We start from the raw sequence: 18010 nt of genomic DNA on the forward strand, positions 1-18010 counted from the left end.
AATTCGCTGCTGTACTTAGTCATAAGAAAAGCCCCACAATCATCAGACTTATCGTCTAACAATTGTAGGGCACTTCAAACCTGATGAACGCCCTTTTTGAGTTCTTTAGTCCTCAAGAAACCGGCCTATGATGCCCAGAAAATGTTGCAGTTGCAGCTTGCGCAGCACCCCCGCCCCAGGGAAGTGGCGGCTTGCGGCTAAGGCGATCAAGGTCTTCAGCGCAGGAGTTGCTGCCGCCGGGTGGGCTTTGAGCCAGGCGGGAAGCGGCGCCGCTGCCTCGAAGAACTTCTCCTGCGGCGCGCTGAAGTCGGTATTGTTCACAGAGGTGAAGTGCTGAAGCCAAAGCTCGCCGTCCTGGGCAAACAGCAGGTGCAGCGCCACGGCCCGCTGCGGGTAGCCGTGCTCGTCGAAGTGGCGCGTGGCCAGCGGGTAGTCGGCAAAGCCGCTGCCGGGCAGCGCCGCCAAGCGGTACTGGTAGAACTCGCGTTGCACGAGGCGAAAGTCCTCGGTGCGCTCGCGAGTGGGCGTGTGGTCTTCGAGGTAGGCGGCGTTGGTCAATCCTAGCTGCCGAAACCGCGCCCCGCTGGGCAGCAAGCAGTCCTGACCGGCAGGCAAGGCAAGCGCCTGGGCGAGCGTCTCGGTGAGGATCAGGGGCGCCGGTTGGCCGTCAAAATAACGCGCGGCGCGGACCCAGGCAGACTCGGCCCAGGCATGAGCGGGCTTAGCCAGCAGGCCGTAGCGGCCAACCTGCGGATTTTTGATCACGTAAAGCGCGTGGTGGTGCGCCGTGAAGGCTGCCACCGTCTTGGTCAAGGCCGGCAGGTCCTTGACCGGCTCGATGATGGGCACGATGTGCGCAGGCAGCGTGCCGGCTGCCGCCATTTCGCGCAGCGCCAGTAAGTCAAACTGCCGCCCGCGGATCACTGGGTAGTAATTCATGCGCGCCGCCTCAAGGCCGCCAGCTCCGCGGTGAGAGCGTCCACTTCGGCTTGCAAGGTGGCCACCGCGGTACCTTCGACCTCGCCCATCACGCGGTCATAAAGGTTAGCGTCCGGATCATACACCCGGTACTGGTCGGAGCGCCGCTTCAGCTCGGCCAGCAGCTGCTGATCCGTGAAGTGGGCCAGGCCCTTGTCCACCTGCTTGGCCTTTTCCACCTCGCGGTTAAGGCTGGCGATGAAGCGCACCAAAAGCGCCTGCTCGGGCACTTGAAGCGGCCGCCGCCGCGGCGGCCGGCTGATGGTCAGCGCGCCGGGGACGGTGATGGGCACGGTCGCGGCCTTCAGCGCGGCTGGCGAGAACGGCTGGTAGGTCATGACGCCGATGCCGGCGGGGATCTCCGCTTCGACGGCGTGGTACAGCTTCAGCGGCAGCACGAAGTAATTGTAGTGGCCGACGAAGCTGAGCTTGGCGCTGCTGTGGAAGTCGCTTTTGGTCACTTTCAGCTCAAAGCAGCGCCAAGTGAGCGGCTCCCCCGGCTGCATGACCAGCGTATCCACGATGCCCTGGTCGTCTGGCATGGTGACTTCCTCCACGGGAAAGGCGCCTTGGTCCTCCCAGTAGGCGTAAAGGGTTTTTTCGAGGTCAAGGGTGAGTGCGGTTTTCATGGTGAGCCTCCCAAAAGTCGATCAGCTGGGTCGCCATGTCGTCGAGATCGGCGGCGACGGTGGCGTGCGTCCAGTGGGGTGGAAACAGTGGGGCGTAGCGCGGGCCGGCAAAGCGGCTGTCGGCCAGCAGCACCACGCCGACGTCCTTGGCCCCGCGGATCACCCGGCCGCCCGCCTGCAGAACGTTGTTGAAGCCGGGCAGCTGGTAGGCGTACGCGAAGCCGTCCTTACCCTGCGCATCAAAGTACGCGCGCAGCCGGTCGGATTCGGGGTTGAGGCCGGGCAGGCCAACAGTTACGACCGCCACGCCGATGAGCCGGCTGCCGCCCAGGTCGATGCCCTCGCTGAAGATCCCGCCCAGCACTGCAAAGCCGACGACCGGGCGCTCATCGCTTTGAAAGCGGGCCAGAAAAGCGGTGCGCTCTTCTGCGGTCATACTGGGGGCCTGGACCACTGCGTCCAGGGTGGGGTTCGCCGCCTGAAAGGCCGCCGCCACTTCGGTGAGGTAGCTGTGCGACGGCAGGAAGATCAGGTAGTGGCCGGGTTTGGTGGTCACCAGCATGGTCAAGCTGGCGATCAGGCTCGGCAGGCTGGCCTGCCGGTTGCGGTAGGTTGGGGTGATGAACTGGGTCACCAGCACTTTGAGGTTGGCCTTAGGAAAAGGCGATGGCAGCCGGTAAGCCAGCGACTGGTCGCGCCCGCCGAGGACGTCTTGGTAATAGGCTAATGGCGAGAGCGTCGCCGAAAAGAGCACGGCCCCGCGGCCCTTGTCCAGACAGTCGCTGATGAACTCGCTGGGGTCTAGACACAGCTCCTTGAGTCGCAAAGCCGGGCCCTGGTCTTCGATCTCCGTTTCGTAAGCGGCGTTGTAGTAGTCGGCGATCCGCAGGTAGCTGATGGCACTGAAAAACACCGGCAGCACTAAGTCGACGGTGGTTTGCTTGCGGGTGGCCGGGTCTTGACCCAGCCAGTCGTGGACGGCGCCGGTGAAGCCGGTCAGTTGCGCGATGAAGTCATCGAGCTGAGGCTTTTGGAAGGTTAGCGGCTGCCCGTTGACGGTGAGCCTGACCGCATCAAAGGCGGTCAGCACCTTGGACAAGGCGCCCTTGACCGGGGGCAGGCCCTTGCCTTTTTCCTTGTCGATTGCGACGCGCAAAGCGGCAAAGTCGGTATCGGTCAGCTCGGCACTGTACATTTCGCGGGCGCGGTCCACGAGGTTGTGGGCTTCATCGACGAGGAAAAAGTTGCCGTTGTCGGGTTCGGCAAAGAAGCGCTGCAAAAAGACGGCGGGGTCAAACAGGTAGTTATAGTCGCAGATGATCACGTCGCAAAACAGGCTGACGTCCAGCGAGAACTCGAACGGGTCCAGGGTGTGCTTGCGCGCGTACTGCTCGATCACCGGCCGCGTGATGGCGTCTTCGTGGGCGAGCAGGTCCTTGAGTGCGGGCTTGAGGCGGTCATAGTAACCCAGCATGTAGGGATTAACGCTGGGGTCGTCGGGCTCGTCGGCGAAGGTGATCGTGTCCTTAGCCGTCAGGGTGATGCTTTTGGCGCGCAGGCCGTGTGCAGTCATCAGCGCCATGGCTTCCTCGGTGACGTGGCGCGTGCTTTGCTTGGCGGTCAGGTAAAAGGCCCGCTGGATCAGGCCGGCGCCCATGGCTTTGACCACGGGAAACAAGGTGGAGATCGTCTTACCGGTGCCGGTCGGGGCTTCGACGAACAGCCGCGTTTCGTTGGCGACCGTCCGGTACACGGCGGCCGCCAGTTCCCGCTGGCCTTTGCGGTAGGCGGGAAACGGGAAGGGTAAGTCGGCAATGCTGGCATCGCGGCGGGCCACGATGTCGCTGCGCATTTTGAGCCAGTCGGCAAAATCATTGAGCAGGTCCTCAAAATCATCGGCGAGGGCCTGGGCTGATTTGACCTCGGTGAAGCGGGTGATTTGGTCGGTGGTGGTCTGATAGTAGATCAGGTCCAGCTCGACCTCGGCCAGCCCGCGGTCGGCGCACAGAAAATGCCCGTAGACGCGCGCTTGCGCCCAGTAGCGGTCCTTGGTGTTTGGCGTCACGTCCGCCCAGTCGCGGGCCGAGGTCTTGATCTCCTCGATCACCGTGCGCGCTTTGCTGGTGTCGACCCCGTCGGCGCGGCCGTCGATGGTGTAGGCGACGCCGTTCACGTCGACGGTTTGCGCGAGGTAGACCTCTTTTTCGTAGTCACTGTCGTGGGCGGCCTGCAGGCGGCGGTGGATCGAAGCACCAAGCATGGCGGTGTTGTTCGAATTGGTGGTGACTGGGTCCAGGTCACCGGTGCGGACGGTCAGTTCGACCAGCTCGCGGACCCCGATACGATTATCGGCCATGAAGGTGCTCCTTTCTGGGCGCTGGCGACCGATAGAACAGGCCGGCCGGCGCACTGCTCTCCCTAGTATAAAACGCCTGTTCGGGGATGAAAAGGCGCGGCGGGTTGAACCGAGCCGCTTACATAGGATATGATGGCCCAAGAACAAGTAAAGAGGGATAAAAATGGAAATCAACGTGAAGGCTTTTCAGGAAGCAATCGCCGCGGGTAACTATGAGCAGACGAACCATTCGGCAACCGAAGCGGCCGCACTGGCCGACATTGAAAAGGTACTAGCACCCGTTTTTGATGATGTAGACCGGGCACTTGACGCCGGCAAGCTGATCTCTGCGCAGTTGACCATCGAAGGCGCAGAGCCAACAACGGTGCGCGTGGAGACCGGTGTGATCAACCTGCCGTTTGAAGACAGCAAGAAGGTCACCAACTTCCTTGACGCTGATAAAGCGACACCGCTGCAGCTGAACTTGATCGTGGCGTCGCCGTACGTCAACGTGTCGGGGCTGCGGATCGATGAGATCGCCACGGCCGACGCGTACGCGGCAAGCAAGCGGCCGAACATCGCCGCGGCGGTGGGCGAGGTGCACGAAAAACTCGTGCTCATCAAGGCGGCGCGGGAGGCCCCCAAGCCGATCGCGAAGGAGGCGCCGGCCAGCCGGGCGAAGACGACCCGGAAGACCACGGCCCGTAAAACGACCAAGAAGCCAGTCGCCCGCAAGCCGGCGGCGAAGGCCACTCGTAAGGCCCCGGCCAAGAAGGCCAGCGCCAAGAAGGAGGAGTAGGGCATGGTGACTCAGGCACTGATTCTTGCTGGTGTCGGGCTCATGGCAGGGGTCCTAGGTGCCTTACTCGGGCTGGGCGGCGGGATCATCATCACGCCGGTGCTCACGCTGATTTTGGGGCTCCCGATCCAGTACGCGATCGCGGCCAGCATCGTGGCGGTCATCGCCACGTCAAGCGGGGCCACCATCGCGTACCTCAAAGACGAGATGCTTAACCTGCGCGTCGCCATGTTCCTGGAAATTGCCACGACCGTGGGGGCCGTCTTGGGCGCGATCCTCACCGGGTTGTTCAACGCGAACATCCTGTACTTTCTGTTCGGGGCGCTCCTGCTGTTTTCTGTGTACAACATGATCCGTAAGATGCTGATGAAGCCGGAGAACATTAAGGCGCCGGTGCCGGATAAGGCTGCCGCACGCCTTAACCTCAACGGGGAGTACTTCGATAAAAGTACGAACCAGCTCGTCAACTATCAGGTCACTAACGTACCCGGGGGCTTTGCCATGATGTTTGGCGCCGGCCTCGCTTCTGGCCTGCTGGGGATCGGCTCGGGCGCCTTCAAGGTGCTGGCCATGGACACGATCATGAAAATGCCGCTAAAGCCGTCGACGGCGACCTCTAACCTGATGATGGGAGTCACCGCGGCCGCCAGTGCGACCGTGTACTTCTTCAACGGCTCGCTGCAGCCGCAAATCGCAGCGCCTTTGGCCATTGGCATCCTGATTGGGGCCACGCTGGGGACGCGACTGATGCAGATCATGCCGACGAAGGTGCTGCGCTGGATCTTCATCCCCGTGATCGGCTACATGGGCCTGCAGATGCTGCTTAAAGGATTCGGGGTGACCATCGGATGAACCAGAAGATCAAACAAGAAACGAAGGACATTGAGCTGATCATCGGTAAGATCCTGCGCGTCGGGGTCTTTGTGGCGGCTGCCGTGATCCTCGCCGGCCTGGCCATGTTTTTGATCGAAGGCACCGGGGGTTATCCGGCTAACGCGCACCCCAGCCGGCCGGCTGCCATCATTCAGGGCGCCATTGCCCTCAAGCCGTATGCGGTACTGATGGTCGGGCTGTTTCTCCTGATCCTGACCCCAGTGCTGCGGGTGGTCGTGTCGATTTACGCCTTTTTCAAGGAACAGGATTGGCTGTATACCTGGATCACGACCGCCGTGCTGGTCATTCTGATCGGGGCCATGGTGATCGGCTACTTCGGCTGAGAAGAGGCCGAACATAATGCGGTTTTAGCCCAAAACGCAGGCGTCCCTGCCGCGCGATTCACGTCCTTTGAATCGCGGTGTAGGGGCGTTTGTGTGTCTGGACATTGCGTTTGACGCGCGATTAGAGGATCGGTCTCGCCTGGTTTAATTTGCACTGAAAGGGGGTGCCGGACTTGACCGGCGGCCAAACCAGCGTATCATTATTCACATAACAATTTTTACCATGAAAAATCGTCACGTGAGGAGCTATCATGTCCAACTTCAGTTACGAAGTCTTTCGCGCCGTGGTCACAGAGGGGACCTTCATCCGCGCCGCGGCCGCGCTTAACGTCACGCCCAGCGCCATCAGCCACAGCGTCTCGCAGCTCGAGGCCGCCTTAGGGTTCCCGCTGTTCATTCGCAACCGCACCGGCATGGAGCTCACGCCGGACGGCCAGCGGGTCCTGCCGACTGTTCAGGCCATCCTGAACCTTGAAGACCAGCTGGTGCAGATCGCCGACAACATCAACGGCCAAAACACCGGCCGAGTGCGCCTCGGCGCCTTCTCCTCGGTGTCGACCAGTTGGCTGCCGCCGGTGATCCGCCAGTTCAAAGCGGAGACGCCGAACGTCGCGGTCTCGGTGATGCAAGGGGGGTTCAACGAGATCGGCGACCAGGTCCGCACCGGCGCGCTGGACATCGGGTTCTCCTTGCTGCCGGTCGACACGTCCCTGGTGGTGCAGCCGCTGCTCAAGGATCCGATATACTGCATCACCCCGCGCGACTTCACCCCGCAAAACGGCAAGACGATGACCGACGCCGACATGGCCAAGCAGACCTTTATCCTCCAGCAGGGGGACTACGATCGCGACACCAAGGCCGCGCTGGACCGCTACGAGGTGTCGACCAATTCCCTGAACTATTCGATCGATGATCAGTCGATCCTGTCGATGGTGGAGGCGGGACTGGGCTTCGGCGTACTGCCGCGGCTCGCCTTGCAGAAGCTCACCGGTGACGTGAACGTGTGGCCGTTTTCCGAGCCGTTCGCCCGGACGCTGTGCCTGGTTACCAACCTGACGACCCAAAAATCACCGTCAGTGGCGCACATGCTGACGGTGATCACGGACTTTATTAATAAAAACTATCCAAACAATTTAATGCGGGCGTGAGGGCAGTTTGTCCATCGCAGCGTTCAGCGCTGCATCGACCTCGTTGTTGTGCTGGTTGGTGGCGTGCCCCTTGACCTTGTGGAACACTGGGGGCTGATCGAACCGCGCAATCTGGGCGATCAGCGCCTGCCACAGGGCGGCGTTGATCACTGGCTTGCCTTTTTTCTTCCAGCCGTTCTTCTGCCAGTTGACCCACCAGCGCTCGTTGATGGTGTTGATCACGTAGGCGGAGTCTGAGTAAACGTCGACCGGCAAGTCGGGCCGCTTGATCGCTGTAAGGCCCTTGATGACCGCGGTGATCTCCATGTAGTTGTTGGTCCGGCCATAATCCGCTCCGGCGAGCATCTTCTTGTGCTCGCCGTAGAGCAGCAGTGCCGCCCACGCGCTTTTGTCGGTGGGGCGCACCGAGCCGCCTTTGACGTTGCCGGTGTTGCGGTTGCCACCGTCCGTGTACAGTTGAATGTTGATGTCTGCCACCTCCAGACCTCCATTATACAAGCAAGGACTGCCCTTGTCTGCGGTGCTTGCGTGAAGCCTAAAGGAGCAAGAATATGTCAAAAAGTATCTATTTTGCCGCTGGCTGGTTCACCCCGGCCCAGACCCAGGCGTACGATGTTGCCCTTGCGGCAGTCAAGCAGAACCCGACGCTAAACGCTGAGCAGTCGTACGTGCCGCTAGCGCATCCGTACAACGACCTGGACGTGGGCGCACACCCCGAGCTGCTCAAGGATCCGGCGTGGGCCACTGCGACGTACCGCGGGGATCTGCTGGGTATCAAGCAAACCGACTTGGTCGCGGCCGTTTACCTGCCGCAAGAGGAGGACGTCGGGTGCGGCGTGGAGATTGGCTACGCGCACGCGTTGGGCAAGCCGGTCATGCTGATCATCCCCGATGACCAGTACGGCGAGCCGATCAACCTGATGGCCTGGGGCGCGGCGGATCTAGTCATCAAGCTCAGCGAGCTTGCCGGCTATGACTTCACCACGCTCAGTGCGAACCTTTACTCCGGTGCGGTCTATTAAGCGCTGCAGTTTTTCCTTGCACAAGCGACGCGGTGAAAGGAGCCGTTTCATCAATGAATAAGAAAATGATTGCTTTAGACCTCGATGGGACCACGTTGAACCGGGCCGGCGAGCTGACGCCGCAAACCATCGCGACATTGCGGGCCGCGCAAGCCGCCGGCCACCTCGTCGTGATCACCACCGGCCGGCCCGATGCCATTTCTGAGCCGCTGTATGATCAGCTTGGGCTCACGACCCCCATGATCAACTTTAACGGGGCCTTGATTCACAAGCCGCACCAGCAGTGGGCTAAGGAACTGCAGGCCACGATCCCGGTGGCAACGGCGCTGGCTTTGCGCGATCTGCGCCAAGATTTTCCAATCGCCGTGATGGTCGCTGAGGGCAAACAGCTGCTGCGGGCGGACCACCCGTACGTCAATATTCCCTTTTTGCCGGATTTGCCGCACCCGGCGCACCTGTTTGACGCCGCGGGCCTGACGCAGCCCCCGATCTCGGTCACGATGTTCATTGATGGGGCCGCTTTGACCCCGCTCACCGCCGCGGTGCAGGAGCGCTTCCCTCAGCTCATCGCCAAGACTTGGGGGGCGTGGAGCGGGGATCACACGGCGCTTGAGGTGACGACGGACTACGCATCCAAGTCGCGCGCTGTCGCCTACGTCGCTGCCGCATACGGCATCACGCAGCGGGACATTTTGGCCTTTGGCGATGACTTGAACGATCTGGACATGATCGAATATGCCGGCGTGGGTGTCGCCATGCAAAACGCGCGCCAGGAGGTCCTGCTGGCTGCCGATGAAGTGACCGCTGCGGATAACGCGCATGACGGGGTGGCCCGCTTCCTGCAGGCTTACCTGCACTTGGCGGCATAGGAGGGCGCAATGGACTCACATCGCTTGACGAGCCGCGAGCTCCTAGTCATCGGCTCCATGCTGTTCGGCCTGTTCTTCGGCGCCGGCAACCTGATTTTTCCAGTCTTCGTGGGTCAGCAGGCAGGCAGCCACCTCGGGTGGGCGCTGCTTGGCTTTCTCGTGTCCGGGGTCGGGCTGCCGCTGCTGGGCGTTGCGGCGATCGGAATCACCAAAACTGACGGCGTCTACGAGCTGGCCGGTCAGGTCAACCGGCACTACGCCTTTTGGTTCACGTTGGCCTTGTACATCTGTATTGGTCCCGCGTTTGCCCTGCCGCGGCTGGCGCCGATTTCATACGAGATCGGCCTGGCCCCGTTGGCCTCGGCCAGCCAGGATAATTGGGGGCTCTTAGGCTATTCGCTGCTGTTCTTCGGCCTGGCCTGGTGGTTTGCGCGGCGGCCGACGAAGATCATGGCCTACGTGGGCAAAATCCTGACGCCAGCCTTTTTGGTTGTGCTGGGGATCCTCCTGGTGGCAGTGGTGGTCCACCCGCTGGGTCAAGGCGGTCCAGCGGCCGGGGCGTACCGCGCCCAGCCGCTTTTGACGGGGTTTACCGCCGGGTACTCGACGATGGACGCGCTGGCCGCCTTGGCCTTCGGGATCATCGTCGTGGACGCGCTCAAGGCGCTGGGGGTGACCAAACCGACGGCCATTGCGGGCAGCACGATCAAGGCCGGGGCGCTGGCGGTGGTGCTGATGGCTGTCCTCTACGCGCTGCTGGCGGTGCTCGGCCGCAACTCGCTTGGCGTCTTTGCCCGCGCCAGCAACGGCGGGCCGATCTTGGCCCATGTGGCCCACGCCTACTTCGGGGACATTGGCTCGGTGCTACTGGCGGCCATCGTGATCTTGGCCTGCCTGAAAACGGCAATTGGCCTCATTTCCGCGTTTGGGGACACGTTGCACGAACTTTTTCCGCGGGTCTCTTACCACGCACTGATCAGCGTTGCGGCTGTGGCCTCGTTTGTCTTCGCCAACTTTGGGCTTGATGCGATCCTCGGCGTTGCGACCCCGGTCCTTTACTTTCTCTACCCCATGGCGATCACGCTGATCCTGCTGAGTCTGCTGACGCCGTGGCTGGGTCGCTCCAAGTGGCTGTTCAATACGGTGACCATTTTCACCGTCTTGCCGGCGCTACTGGATGGCCTTAACGCCCTGCCGGCGGCGATGCACCACGGCCTCGTGGCTCAGCTCCTGGGCCTCGGCCGCTTCCTGCCTGGCTTTGCCTACGGGCTGGGCTGGCTGGCGCCGGCAACCGCAGGCCTGGTGGTCGGCACGGTCCTGGAGGCCATTTCTCGCCACCAAAAAAGCGCCGGCTAGCGACGCTTCATCTGGTTACTTTTGGGGGCTCTGCGCCTCGTCCGGCTGCGGTTCTGGTTCCGGATCATGGCCGCCACCGAGGTTCTTGGTGACTGCCTTGAAGTTGATCACGATTTTAAAGTTCAGTTCGGCTGCGTTTTGTTTATCGCTTGGGTCGTAGTCCGTGATTTCCAGAAGGGCGGAGTTCTCGTACTTTTTCTGGACCTTACCGGTGAAGACGTGTTCCATATCTTCCTTCACTTTGGCCCGGACTGTGTCGCCGAGGCGAATCTCATCTTTCTTCATGACGTTCAATTCCTTTCGGTCGATTACCTTAACGGATAGGAAGGATACTAACGCATCCCTTGGCGTAAAGCAAGAGCCAAGGACTAACTTTTAAACATGGAGATTAATTTGCCAAAAAGCCTCAGGAAGGCTTATCGTATAGGAGATAGCGTATAAGAAGGGATGACGATTTTTGGCTGAGACAACACTTTCGTTCGCACAGCTTAGCGACGCCGCTAAGCGTACCGCGATCAATGATTTTGCGACATTTTATATTGACCAGTACCAACACGAGGGCCTCGATGCCCTTGCCCAAATCGACCTGTCCGGGCGCATTGCTGACATCAACCAGTGGCTGATCAGCAACCGCTCGTTCATGTCCCAGGAATTGCACGACGGGCTGGTGCGTGACCGCGAGGAGAACTTTGCGGCCTTGCTGGAAGCCGTCAACGTTAAGTTCAACGCCAACGGCAAGCCGGCCCAGCCCTGGACCGACTGGTACAAGGAAACGATTGCCGCAGCGCCTCAGGGGCGCTAGGCAAAAGGCAGTGAGCAATCACTGCTTTTTTGTCAGGTGCGCAGAGGTCGCGCGCTTAGCGGGATGGGCAGCCTAGCCTGAGGCATTGCCGGCGATTTTTGCCGGCGAGGCCTCAGGCGTAGCTGACCACTCCCGCGTTGCGACCTCGAGCCCGATGATGTCAGGAGCGAAGACCGGCGCGCTTAGCTCGATTCGTTATTTTCATATAGATGGAATTCAACCCGTACAGGAGGCGCGGCCATGAGCCCGTACTTGATCGTATCCGATGTTGATGGCACTCTGGCCGTCGATAATACCACTATCACTGAGGTCACGCGCAAGGTGATCAACCGCCTGCTCGACGCCGGCCACGAGTTCTATTTGGCGACCGGGCGCATGCACGCGCTGGCCCAAACGATGGCGCAGCAGATCGGGCCCCGCGCACAGATCATCGCCTCTAATGGCGCGTCATACGATCTGGCCGGCAGCCGTGTTCACCACACGCTGGGCGCTGATGCCCTGAACGCGGTGGAGACGACAGCCGCGGCAAACGGGCTAACCGCGGTGTACTTCACGGACGATGCCGTGTTCTACGTGAACGAACCCGACCCAGCGGTGAAGGCTTTTATGTACGCATTTGCGCCGGCGGACGGGCCGCTGCCGGTCACCCAGTTGCCGGATGTCGCCGCGTTGAAGCAGCATGCCGATGAGATCGTGAATGGCATCATCTTTTCGTTGACCGATCCGCAGGCGCTGGCCGAGGTGCGGTCCCGGCTGGCCGCGCAAGACCTGCTTCACCTGTCGGCCAGCTTCACCAATAACATTGAGCTGATCCCCAAGGCGGTGGACAAGGCGAACGCGATCGCGGAGCTGCAGGCCAAGCTGGCAATTCCGCCGCAGCGCACGATTGCGTTTGGCGATGGCAAAAACGACATTGGCATGCTGAAAAGTGCCGGCATCTCCGTGGCGATGGGGAATGCTGATCCGGCGGTCAAGGCGGTGGCTAGATACGAAACCGCGCCGAACACAGAGGACGGCCTCGCCCAGTTTTTGACGCGTTATTTCAATCTGTAAAGGGCTGGCGCATGCCGCCCTTTTTTGAATGGTACCCAGGATGTTTGCGGCTTGAACCGGCCGTGAATCAGGCTTTCGCCCAACGCCAGCGCGGATTGCTGTTAATCCGGCGGGTTCGTGGTAACGTTAAGGCAGATAAGGAGAGTGAGCATATGTATCATGCAGATGAAACGCGTTACGACCACGTGCCTGTCCGCCGCGCGGGGCACTCTGGTTTGGTGCTGCCAGCAATTTCGCTAGGGTTGTGGCAGCACTTTGGCTCTGCCGATCCGCTGGCGGCTCGCCGCGATGTGATCTTGGCCGCGTTTGACCGCGGGGTGTTCCATTTCGACGTCGCCAACCATTACGGCGACGGCGATTTTGGCTCAAGTGAGCGGCTGCTGGGTCAGATCCTCAGCCAGGAGCTGAAGCCGTACCGCGATGAGCTGGTGATCTCAACCAAAGTGGGCTACGAGATCCATCCGGGCCCATTTGGAACGGGGACTTCCCGCAAGGCCGTCCTGCAAGGAATCGATGATTCACTGCGGCGGCTGCAGCTGGATTACGTGGACCTTTATTACGCCCACCGCTTTGACGAGATGGTAGACGTCGCCGAAACCGTCCGGGCGCTGGATGATGTGGTTCGTCAGGGGAAGGCCTTATACATCGGTGTGTCCAACTACGACACGCCGCAGGCAAAGCGCGCCATCCGGCTTTTCCAGGATCTCGGCACCCCGTTTGTTGTCGACCAGATGAGCTACAACATGTTTAACCGCAACGTGGAAACCAGCGGGCTGCTTGATGTGCTGCGCGACGCCGGGGCCGGGCTGGTGGCGTATGGTCCGCTTTCGGAGGGACTGCTCTCTGACCGCTACCTCGGCGGCATTCCGGATACTTTCAAGATCCACCCGACGAACGAGGCCACGTTTGCCAACGGGCGGGCCGCCGTCGTCACCAAGCTCAACGCGCTCAACGAGCTGGCAAAAGGCCGCGACCAGACGCTGGCTCAGATGGCGCTGGCCTGGCTGCTGCGCGATCCAGTCGTCACCAGTGTGATCATTGGTACCACCAGTACGGATCACTTAGCGGATAACTTGAAAGCTTGTTCACACCTGGACTTTACCCCTGATGAATTAACGGCGATCGAGAAGATCATCAAGTAGCAAAGCCTCATCATCAATCGTTAAAGTGCTCGGATTCCTTATTGGCAAAGGGATCCGGGCTTTTTCTTTGCATAATTATATAAATAACAAATGTCTGATTTTCTTGTGAGTGAGGCAACATGCTAGGCTTTAAATAGGCAAAAAATAACCGTTTCCATAAGTTTGGAGGGAAATGTATGCGTTTTTTTAAACCGTACTATGACGACGGTTAGCACGTCTCGCTGAGGTAGGGATCACACGTTAAGGAGGAACCACATGAAAAAATCTATCATGCACGGCCTCATGGTGCTGGTGTTGCTCTTGACTCAGGCCGCCAGCCTGAGCGGGGTGAACGTCAATGCGGTCGCTCCGCCCGAAGAACACGTCATCCTGGATGACGAGCAGCAGCGGGTGACGGTCAGCGGCGAGGAGACAGGCGATGAGATCACCTGGACGCTGAACTATCAGCGGCATCACACCACTGACCTGCGCGCATTAAAGCTGCGGGTCAGCACCGATGAGGCGGGCAACGATCAGCTCGCACCGCAGGAGAATGACTTGGTTCAAGCGACCCAGGCCACGACCCCGGCGGAACAATGGCAAATTGAAAAAGACTATAGTCAAACGGCTAAGGGCACGTTGAAATATACGACCCGCAAGGACGTGCGCAAGATCTTCGTCGCTGTCCAGGCTAACCAAAAGGGCGGCCAAACCGCCCAGATGCCTGCGGGCGTTGCGGTTCACACCGCGGGCGATGAAGCGGCCGCGGCAGGGGATGCCGACCCTGACGCCGACGCCGACCCTGATGCGGATGTTCAAGCTGATATCCTGAACGAGGATCAGGCCGGTCCGCACGAAGTCGCACTGCCGGAAGCCCCGGCAGTTGAAGAAGCTGCTCCGGAAGCGCCAGAAGCAGAAGCGACTGAAGATGAGGCAGAAGCAGCCGAAGAACCGGCGGCAGTATTGCCAGAAACAAAAGCAATCGGCAATATTACCAAGCCAGGCGGCGGCGCAGATCTCAATGCCGTTAACCTGATGCTCAGCAGCTCGGTTCAGGCCCAGAACTTCCGGGTAGCCGCCTATTCTAAGGGCGTAGAAATACCGCTCAACAATAGTCAAGGCGTTAATTATTACGACAAGAGCGTAAACAGTCAGGCCGGCCGTGGCAAATATGGTTCGCGGGAAGACATGGAAAAAAAGGTCTCGACTGATTACACGACTGGCAGTTCAGCCGCAGTGATTTTTTCCCGTACTGCCCCTCCGGCAGACTTCGAAATTCGCGTTTATTACAGCAACGTCGGCCAAGTTCTGGATACGAATCTCAATCCGGTCGACATTGGCGCGTATGTGACGGTAAACAATATCCAACGGCGCCAGAACAACCTCGAATGGAATTACCCTAATCCGATGGGGATCGATTTCTCCAGTAACTTCTACTCAGGGATCTCGATCGCGAATATCTTTGCCCTGGACTGGGAAGTTCAGTTCTTCCAGGCGGACGATCCGAGCCGCTTGATCAACTTTGTCACTTCCGAAAACGCGACCGGCAGTCCTCAACTGACGTTCACGTCACTTAACCCAGGGGAATTTGCTGGTTCAAAAGATGGCTTGACGGCGAGCGTTGTTAAGACCGACTGGGTAAAAAATACCGCGTTTAACGCAACCCGGCTTGGACCAAGCAACAGTAAAACTTCCGTTAATTCGTGGCGTAATGGGACTCCGCCTAACACCTGGGTCGAAGCTGATAAGGCAGGCGCAGGCGATGTCACGGGTTACACGGCTCGTTACTGGGGCAACTGGGACAAGCCCAACAGCTTAGAAGACGACGAGTGGGGCGATAACATCACTGGTGACCGGTTTGAGTATGGTGCCGTCGCTTTCAACCTGACTGGTCACACATTTAAATTTGTTCGCGGAACTGGCTCGCAGGCGACCTCAACGTGGCTGGCCAATGCCAGTGGGGACATCAAGCTCTTTAACCCGGACGTTGCAGTCAATAAGAGTGTCACGACTGATTCTGGTGCGGGTGGTGGCTCGGAGCAAGACATCCGTGATAGGGGTGCGATCTACACGCCTAACGAAATGGACGGAGAGAAGGTCAACGACTATTACGTTGATCCGCAAACCGGCCAAAGTAACGCAGGTAGCGATCAACTTTTCTACTACCTCAACCAGGAGTTGTACAGCCAGGTTGGTGACTACATCGCCCGGCCAGATAGAATCGTGATTACTGATGAGCTACCAGCAGGGGTTAAGCTGTCGAATCTAAGAAATCAATCAGCAGTTAACTTGTTTGGTGATCGCAATGTGAACGGTGTTTCTCGCGTCATTCCCCTACCGGCTAACCAAATTGTCACGCAAGACAAAGGCGGCCGAACGACGGTGACGGTGACGCTCGATTCGGAGCAGATCAAACATCTGCTGTTCAACAAAGGGTTCTTCAGTATTCAGTTGGCTGTTGAGCCGACCACTGCAGAAGCTGACCTGCCAGACAAGAAATTCTGGATGGACAACACTGCTACTTCCCAATGGTTCATGAAAGACGAAAATGACAACGAGGAAAAGGTCTATGAACAGACCACAAACATGGTGAGAATTTTCCAGGAAAAGGAAGAAGTTGATGTTTCCTTCACCAAGATCGGCGACGCAGGCCAAACGCTGAAGGGTGCAAAGTTTGCCCTCTACGATGATGAAATTGAAATGTACGTTTCCAACATCACCGGAGATAACGGCGTGGTTAACTTCACCAAGGTGCGTCCGGGAACATACACCATGAAGGAACTTGAGACCCCGGCTGGTCATAAAGGATTGCCAGCAGAAGGTATTCAAGTAGAGATCAAGGCCGACGGTAGCATCACTTGGAACAAGGATTGGGGCGAAGCGGGTAAGCTTCAAAACAACCTGAAGCCATTCCGCCTTGACCTGACCAAGAAGGGTGAACCTGAGGACTACCTTAATGGGGCGGTCTTCAAGATCACTAGCGCGGATGGTTACGATGCAACGGCAACCACCGAGGACGGCAAACTAAACTTTACCGATCTGACTGCTGGTGTCTACACCCTTGAAGAATTGGTCGCACCGAGCGGTTATAAGACACTGGAAGGCAAGTTCACCCTGACCATCAGCAAGGACGGCAAAGTGACCCTGGAATACAGTGCCAATGACATTGCGCTGGATAAGGGCTACACCTTCGATTCCGAGCTAACCGCGGTCAGTGTGGCTCATAACCAGATCAATATGACCGTGAACAACGAGCCAATCGATCCGGTGCTGCCAGCAACGGGTGGCCCGGGCACGTCAGCCTTCGTCGCGATGGCGGCGATGATCGTGGCCCTTGCCGTTGGCCTTTGGCTTTTCTTCCGCCACACCCGCGAAATGGAGGTGCGCTAACATGTTGAAAAAACTTCTGCTGTTTGCCGCCGCCGCGGCGTTGGCGATCCCATTTTTGAAACCGCAGACCACGGCTGCGGCCGAGGCGGCGCCTGATAATACGGAGATCGTGATCCACAAACGGATCAACCGCGATATTCGGGCCACCGCCCGGCCGGATGATGAATGGGGAGACTTCTCCTGGAACTACAACAACACCGGGGAACTTCTTGACCAGATTCAAACCGACAACACCTTCGGCCTGAACGGCGCGACCTTCAAGCTGTTTGACGCCACTTCGGCATACAACGAAGCACGGGCGAAGGGCCAGCCGGTGAAAGCGTTCGTCGACGAGTGGGCAAATAAGAAACGTAGCGAGGCGTTGAAAGAAGCCGAAGCGGATTTCGCCACTATCGAGGAGCGGAAAACCGCCACTGACACGGTGGCCGGCAAGGCCGAAGACGGGATCGCCCGCTTCACCGTGCCGACCAAAGTGGGTGATCAATACGCCGCTTACCTGATCATCGAAACTGGGGTTGGTGCGGAGGCACTTGTCAACGTCGACTTGTCACGCAAGGCGGCGCCGCTCATGGTGGTCCTGCCGCAGCGCAACCCGGCCAATGAGTACTTGAGCACGATTCACATCTACTCCAAGAATATTGGCTACGTTCGCGATCCGTACTTCTTCAAGTTTGGCCGGACCGCGACTGGTGAGGATGTGCGGCTGGAGGGTGCCGTGTTTGCCCTTTACGAGATTCAAAATGGGCAGAAGCGCTACCTGAGTATGTCCGAAGTGACCGACCTGAAGAACGAATGGGTTGAATCCGCAGACCCGCTCAACGATGACAAGGTGAACAAGTTCATCTCCGACAAGGATGGCCTTGTGAACACCGGCGAACGCTTCCTTCCGTCGGGCACGTACTACTTTGAAGAATTGCGCTCCGTGCCAGGCTATGTGAATGACTTGGGCGATAAGGGCGTTAAAGTTGAAATCCCGACTTCTTGGGAAAAGGAAGATGGCAGCAAAAACCCGGTACTGATCAACGGGGAACCAATGGACGAAACCGAATCCGGTGTCGTGCTGAAGCCGACGATTGAAAAGGGCCGCCCGCGTGTCTACAACGCGCGCAAAACCGACCCTTCCCAACCGACGACGCCAACGACTCCAGCGGCCCCGACCACCCCGGACAAGCCGTCTTCCGGCCGCTTACCGCAGACTGGTAATCTGATCAGCTTTGCGATGATCGTGCTTGGAATGTTCTTGATGCTCTTCGCTTGGCGGACAATGCGTCGCCACCAACTCAACCGATAA

At 59.1% G+C, this 18010-nt stretch carries 17 protein-coding genes; 12 read left to right on the forward strand and 5 right to left on the reverse strand.

What is annotated here, in order from left to right:
• Positions 1-105: 105 nt before the first annotated feature.
• Genes EKM85_RS04515 through EKM85_RS04525 form a run of 3 tightly spaced genes read right to left on the reverse strand, consistent with a single transcriptional unit; the run spans position 106 to position 3963 of the window.
• Complete coding sequence (locus tag EKM85_RS04515) at positions 106-939, reverse strand: sce7725 family protein (RefSeq protein ID WP_125585082.1); 834 nt, start codon at positions 937-939, stop codon at positions 106-108.
• A complete protein-coding gene (locus EKM85_RS04520) occupies positions 936-1607 on the reverse strand; it encodes a hypothetical protein (protein WP_125585083.1) in 672 nt (223 codons plus the stop codon). Before EKM85_RS04520 ends, EKM85_RS04515 begins: the two co-directional genes overlap by 4 nt.
• Entirely contained in the window at positions 1585-3963 is a 2379-nt protein-coding gene (locus tag EKM85_RS04525; RefSeq protein ID WP_125585084.1) for an ATP-dependent DNA helicase, read from the reverse strand. Before EKM85_RS04525 ends, EKM85_RS04520 begins: the two co-directional genes overlap by 23 nt.
• 163 nt (positions 3964-4126) lie before the next feature.
• On the opposite strand from EKM85_RS04525, the gene EKM85_RS04530 reads away from it, so the two are divergent.
• The 4 genes from EKM85_RS04530 (at position 4127) to EKM85_RS04545 (ending at position 7106) form a co-directional block, all read left to right on the forward strand.
• Positions 4127-4741 (forward strand): hypothetical protein, encoded by a 615-nt coding sequence (locus EKM85_RS04530; protein WP_125585085.1) that lies wholly within the window; start codon positions 4127-4129, stop codon positions 4739-4741.
• A gap of 6 nt (positions 4742-4747) precedes the next feature.
• Complete coding sequence (locus EKM85_RS04535; RefSeq protein WP_125585181.1) at positions 4748-5593, forward strand: sulfite exporter TauE/SafE family protein; 846 nt, start codon at positions 4748-4750, stop codon at positions 5591-5593.
• The gene (locus EKM85_RS04540; protein WP_125585086.1) at positions 5590-5958 is read left to right on the forward strand and encodes a DUF1634 domain-containing protein; all 369 of its coding nucleotides are present in this window, start codon (positions 5590-5592) and stop codon (positions 5956-5958) included. Before EKM85_RS04535 ends, EKM85_RS04540 begins: the two co-directional genes overlap by 4 nt.
• A 251-nt stretch (positions 5959-6209) precedes the next feature.
• The gene (locus EKM85_RS04545) at positions 6210-7106 is read left to right on the forward strand and encodes a LysR family transcriptional regulator (protein ID WP_125585087.1); all 897 of its coding nucleotides are present in this window, start codon (positions 6210-6212) and stop codon (positions 7104-7106) included.
• On the opposite strand, the gene EKM85_RS04550 is transcribed toward EKM85_RS04545, so the two are convergent.
• Positions 7092-7574 carry a ribonuclease H family protein gene (locus tag EKM85_RS04550; RefSeq protein ID WP_379882331.1) on the reverse strand — a complete coding sequence of 161 codons (483 nt, stop codon included), beginning with the start codon at positions 7572-7574 and terminating at the stop codon, positions 7092-7094. The genes EKM85_RS04545 and EKM85_RS04550 overlap by 15 nt on opposite strands.
• 83 nt (positions 7575-7657) lie before the next feature.
• On the opposite strand from EKM85_RS04550, the gene EKM85_RS04555 reads away from it, so the two are divergent.
• Genes EKM85_RS04555 through brnQ form a run of 3 tightly spaced genes read left to right on the forward strand, consistent with a single transcriptional unit; the run spans position 7658 to position 10353 of the window.
• A complete protein-coding gene (locus tag EKM85_RS04555) occupies positions 7658-8128 on the forward strand; it encodes a nucleoside 2-deoxyribosyltransferase (protein WP_125585089.1) in 471 nt (156 codons plus the stop codon).
• A 53-nt stretch (positions 8129-8181) separates the two neighbouring features.
• Positions 8182-8997, forward strand: a complete 816-nt coding sequence (locus EKM85_RS04560; protein ID WP_125585090.1) for a Cof-type HAD-IIB family hydrolase — start codon at positions 8182-8184, stop codon at positions 8995-8997.
• A gap of 9 nt (positions 8998-9006) precedes the next feature.
• Positions 9007-10353 (forward strand): branched-chain amino acid transport system II carrier protein, encoded by a 1347-nt coding sequence (gene brnQ / locus EKM85_RS04565; protein ID WP_125585091.1) that lies wholly within the window; start codon positions 9007-9009, stop codon positions 10351-10353.
• A 15-nt stretch (positions 10354-10368) separates the two neighbouring features.
• On the opposite strand, the gene EKM85_RS04570 is transcribed toward brnQ, so the two are convergent.
• Positions 10369-10638: a DUF2187 domain-containing protein gene (locus EKM85_RS04570; protein ID WP_125585092.1), complete on the reverse strand. Its 270-nt coding sequence runs from the start codon at positions 10636-10638 to the stop codon at positions 10369-10371.
• Positions 10639-10810: 172 nt separating this feature from the next.
• Between EKM85_RS04570 and EKM85_RS04575 the strand changes: the two genes are divergently transcribed.
• The 5 genes from EKM85_RS04575 to EKM85_RS04595 all read left to right on the forward strand — a co-directional run bounded on the left by EKM85_RS04575 (position 10811) and on the right by EKM85_RS04595 (position 18010).
• Positions 10811-11155, forward strand: coding sequence for a hypothetical protein (locus EKM85_RS04575; protein WP_125585093.1), 345 nt, complete (start codon positions 10811-10813; stop codon positions 11153-11155).
• A 240-nt stretch (positions 11156-11395) separates the two neighbouring features.
• Complete coding sequence (locus EKM85_RS04580) at positions 11396-12208, forward strand: HAD family hydrolase (RefSeq protein ID WP_125585094.1); 813 nt, start codon at positions 11396-11398, stop codon at positions 12206-12208.
• A gap of 152 nt (positions 12209-12360) precedes the next feature.
• Positions 12361-13350, forward strand: coding sequence for an aldo/keto reductase (locus EKM85_RS04585; RefSeq protein WP_125585095.1), 990 nt, complete (start codon positions 12361-12363; stop codon positions 13348-13350).
• Positions 13351-13605: 255 nt separating this feature from the next.
• Positions 13606-16719, forward strand: coding sequence for an MSCRAMM family protein (locus tag EKM85_RS04590; RefSeq protein WP_125585096.1), 3114 nt, complete (start codon positions 13606-13608; stop codon positions 16717-16719).
• 1 nt (position 16720) lies between these two features.
• Positions 16721-18010 carry a pilin N-terminal domain-containing protein gene (locus EKM85_RS04595; RefSeq protein ID WP_125585097.1) on the forward strand — a complete coding sequence of 430 codons (1290 nt, stop codon included), beginning with the start codon at positions 16721-16723 and terminating at the stop codon, positions 18008-18010.

The organism is Lacticaseibacillus jixianensis (assembly GCF_003946485.1).
Taxonomy (GTDB): domain Bacteria; phylum Bacillota; class Bacilli; order Lactobacillales; family Lactobacillaceae; genus Lacticaseibacillus; species Lacticaseibacillus jixianensis.

Excerpts from the sequence above, each read along its gene's own strand:
- EKM85_RS04570 (WP_125585092.1), bottom strand. The coding sequence starts at position 10,638 with ATGAAGAAAGATGAGATTCGCCTCGGCGACACAGTCCGGGCCAAAGTG.
- EKM85_RS04580 (WP_125585094.1), top strand. The coding sequence starts at position 11,396 with ATGAGCCCGTACTTGATCGTATCCGATGTTGATGGCACTCTGGCCGTC.
- EKM85_RS04530 (WP_125585085.1), top strand. The coding sequence starts at position 4,127 with ATGGAAATCAACGTGAAGGCTTTTCAGGAAGCAATCGCCGCGGGTAAC.
- EKM85_RS04545 (WP_125585087.1), top strand. The coding sequence starts at position 6,210 with ATGTCCAACTTCAGTTACGAAGTCTTTCGCGCCGTGGTCACAGAGGGG.
- EKM85_RS04515 (WP_125585082.1), bottom strand. The coding sequence starts at position 939 with ATGAATTACTACCCAGTGATCCGCGGGCGGCAGTTTGACTTACTGGCG.
- EKM85_RS04595 (WP_125585097.1), top strand. The coding sequence starts at position 16,721 with ATGTTGAAAAAACTTCTGCTGTTTGCCGCCGCCGCGGCGTTGGCGATC.
- EKM85_RS04585 (WP_125585095.1), top strand. The coding sequence starts at position 12,361 with ATGTATCATGCAGATGAAACGCGTTACGACCACGTGCCTGTCCGCCGC.
- EKM85_RS04555 (WP_125585089.1), top strand. The coding sequence starts at position 7,658 with ATGTCAAAAAGTATCTATTTTGCCGCTGGCTGGTTCACCCCGGCCCAG.
- EKM85_RS04540 (WP_125585086.1), top strand. The coding sequence starts at position 5,590 with ATGAACCAGAAGATCAAACAAGAAACGAAGGACATTGAGCTGATCATC.
- EKM85_RS04520 (WP_125585083.1), bottom strand. The coding sequence starts at position 1,607 with ATGAAAACCGCACTCACCCTTGACCTCGAAAAAACCCTTTACGCCTAC.
- brnQ (WP_125585091.1), top strand. The coding sequence starts at position 9,007 with ATGGACTCACATCGCTTGACGAGCCGCGAGCTCCTAGTCATCGGCTCC.
- EKM85_RS04525 (WP_125585084.1), bottom strand. The coding sequence starts at position 3,963 with ATGGCCGATAATCGTATCGGGGTCCGCGAGCTGGTCGAACTGACCGTC.
- EKM85_RS04560 (WP_125585090.1), top strand. The coding sequence starts at position 8,182 with ATGAATAAGAAAATGATTGCTTTAGACCTCGATGGGACCACGTTGAAC.
- EKM85_RS04590 (WP_125585096.1), top strand. The coding sequence starts at position 13,606 with ATGAAAAAATCTATCATGCACGGCCTCATGGTGCTGGTGTTGCTCTTG.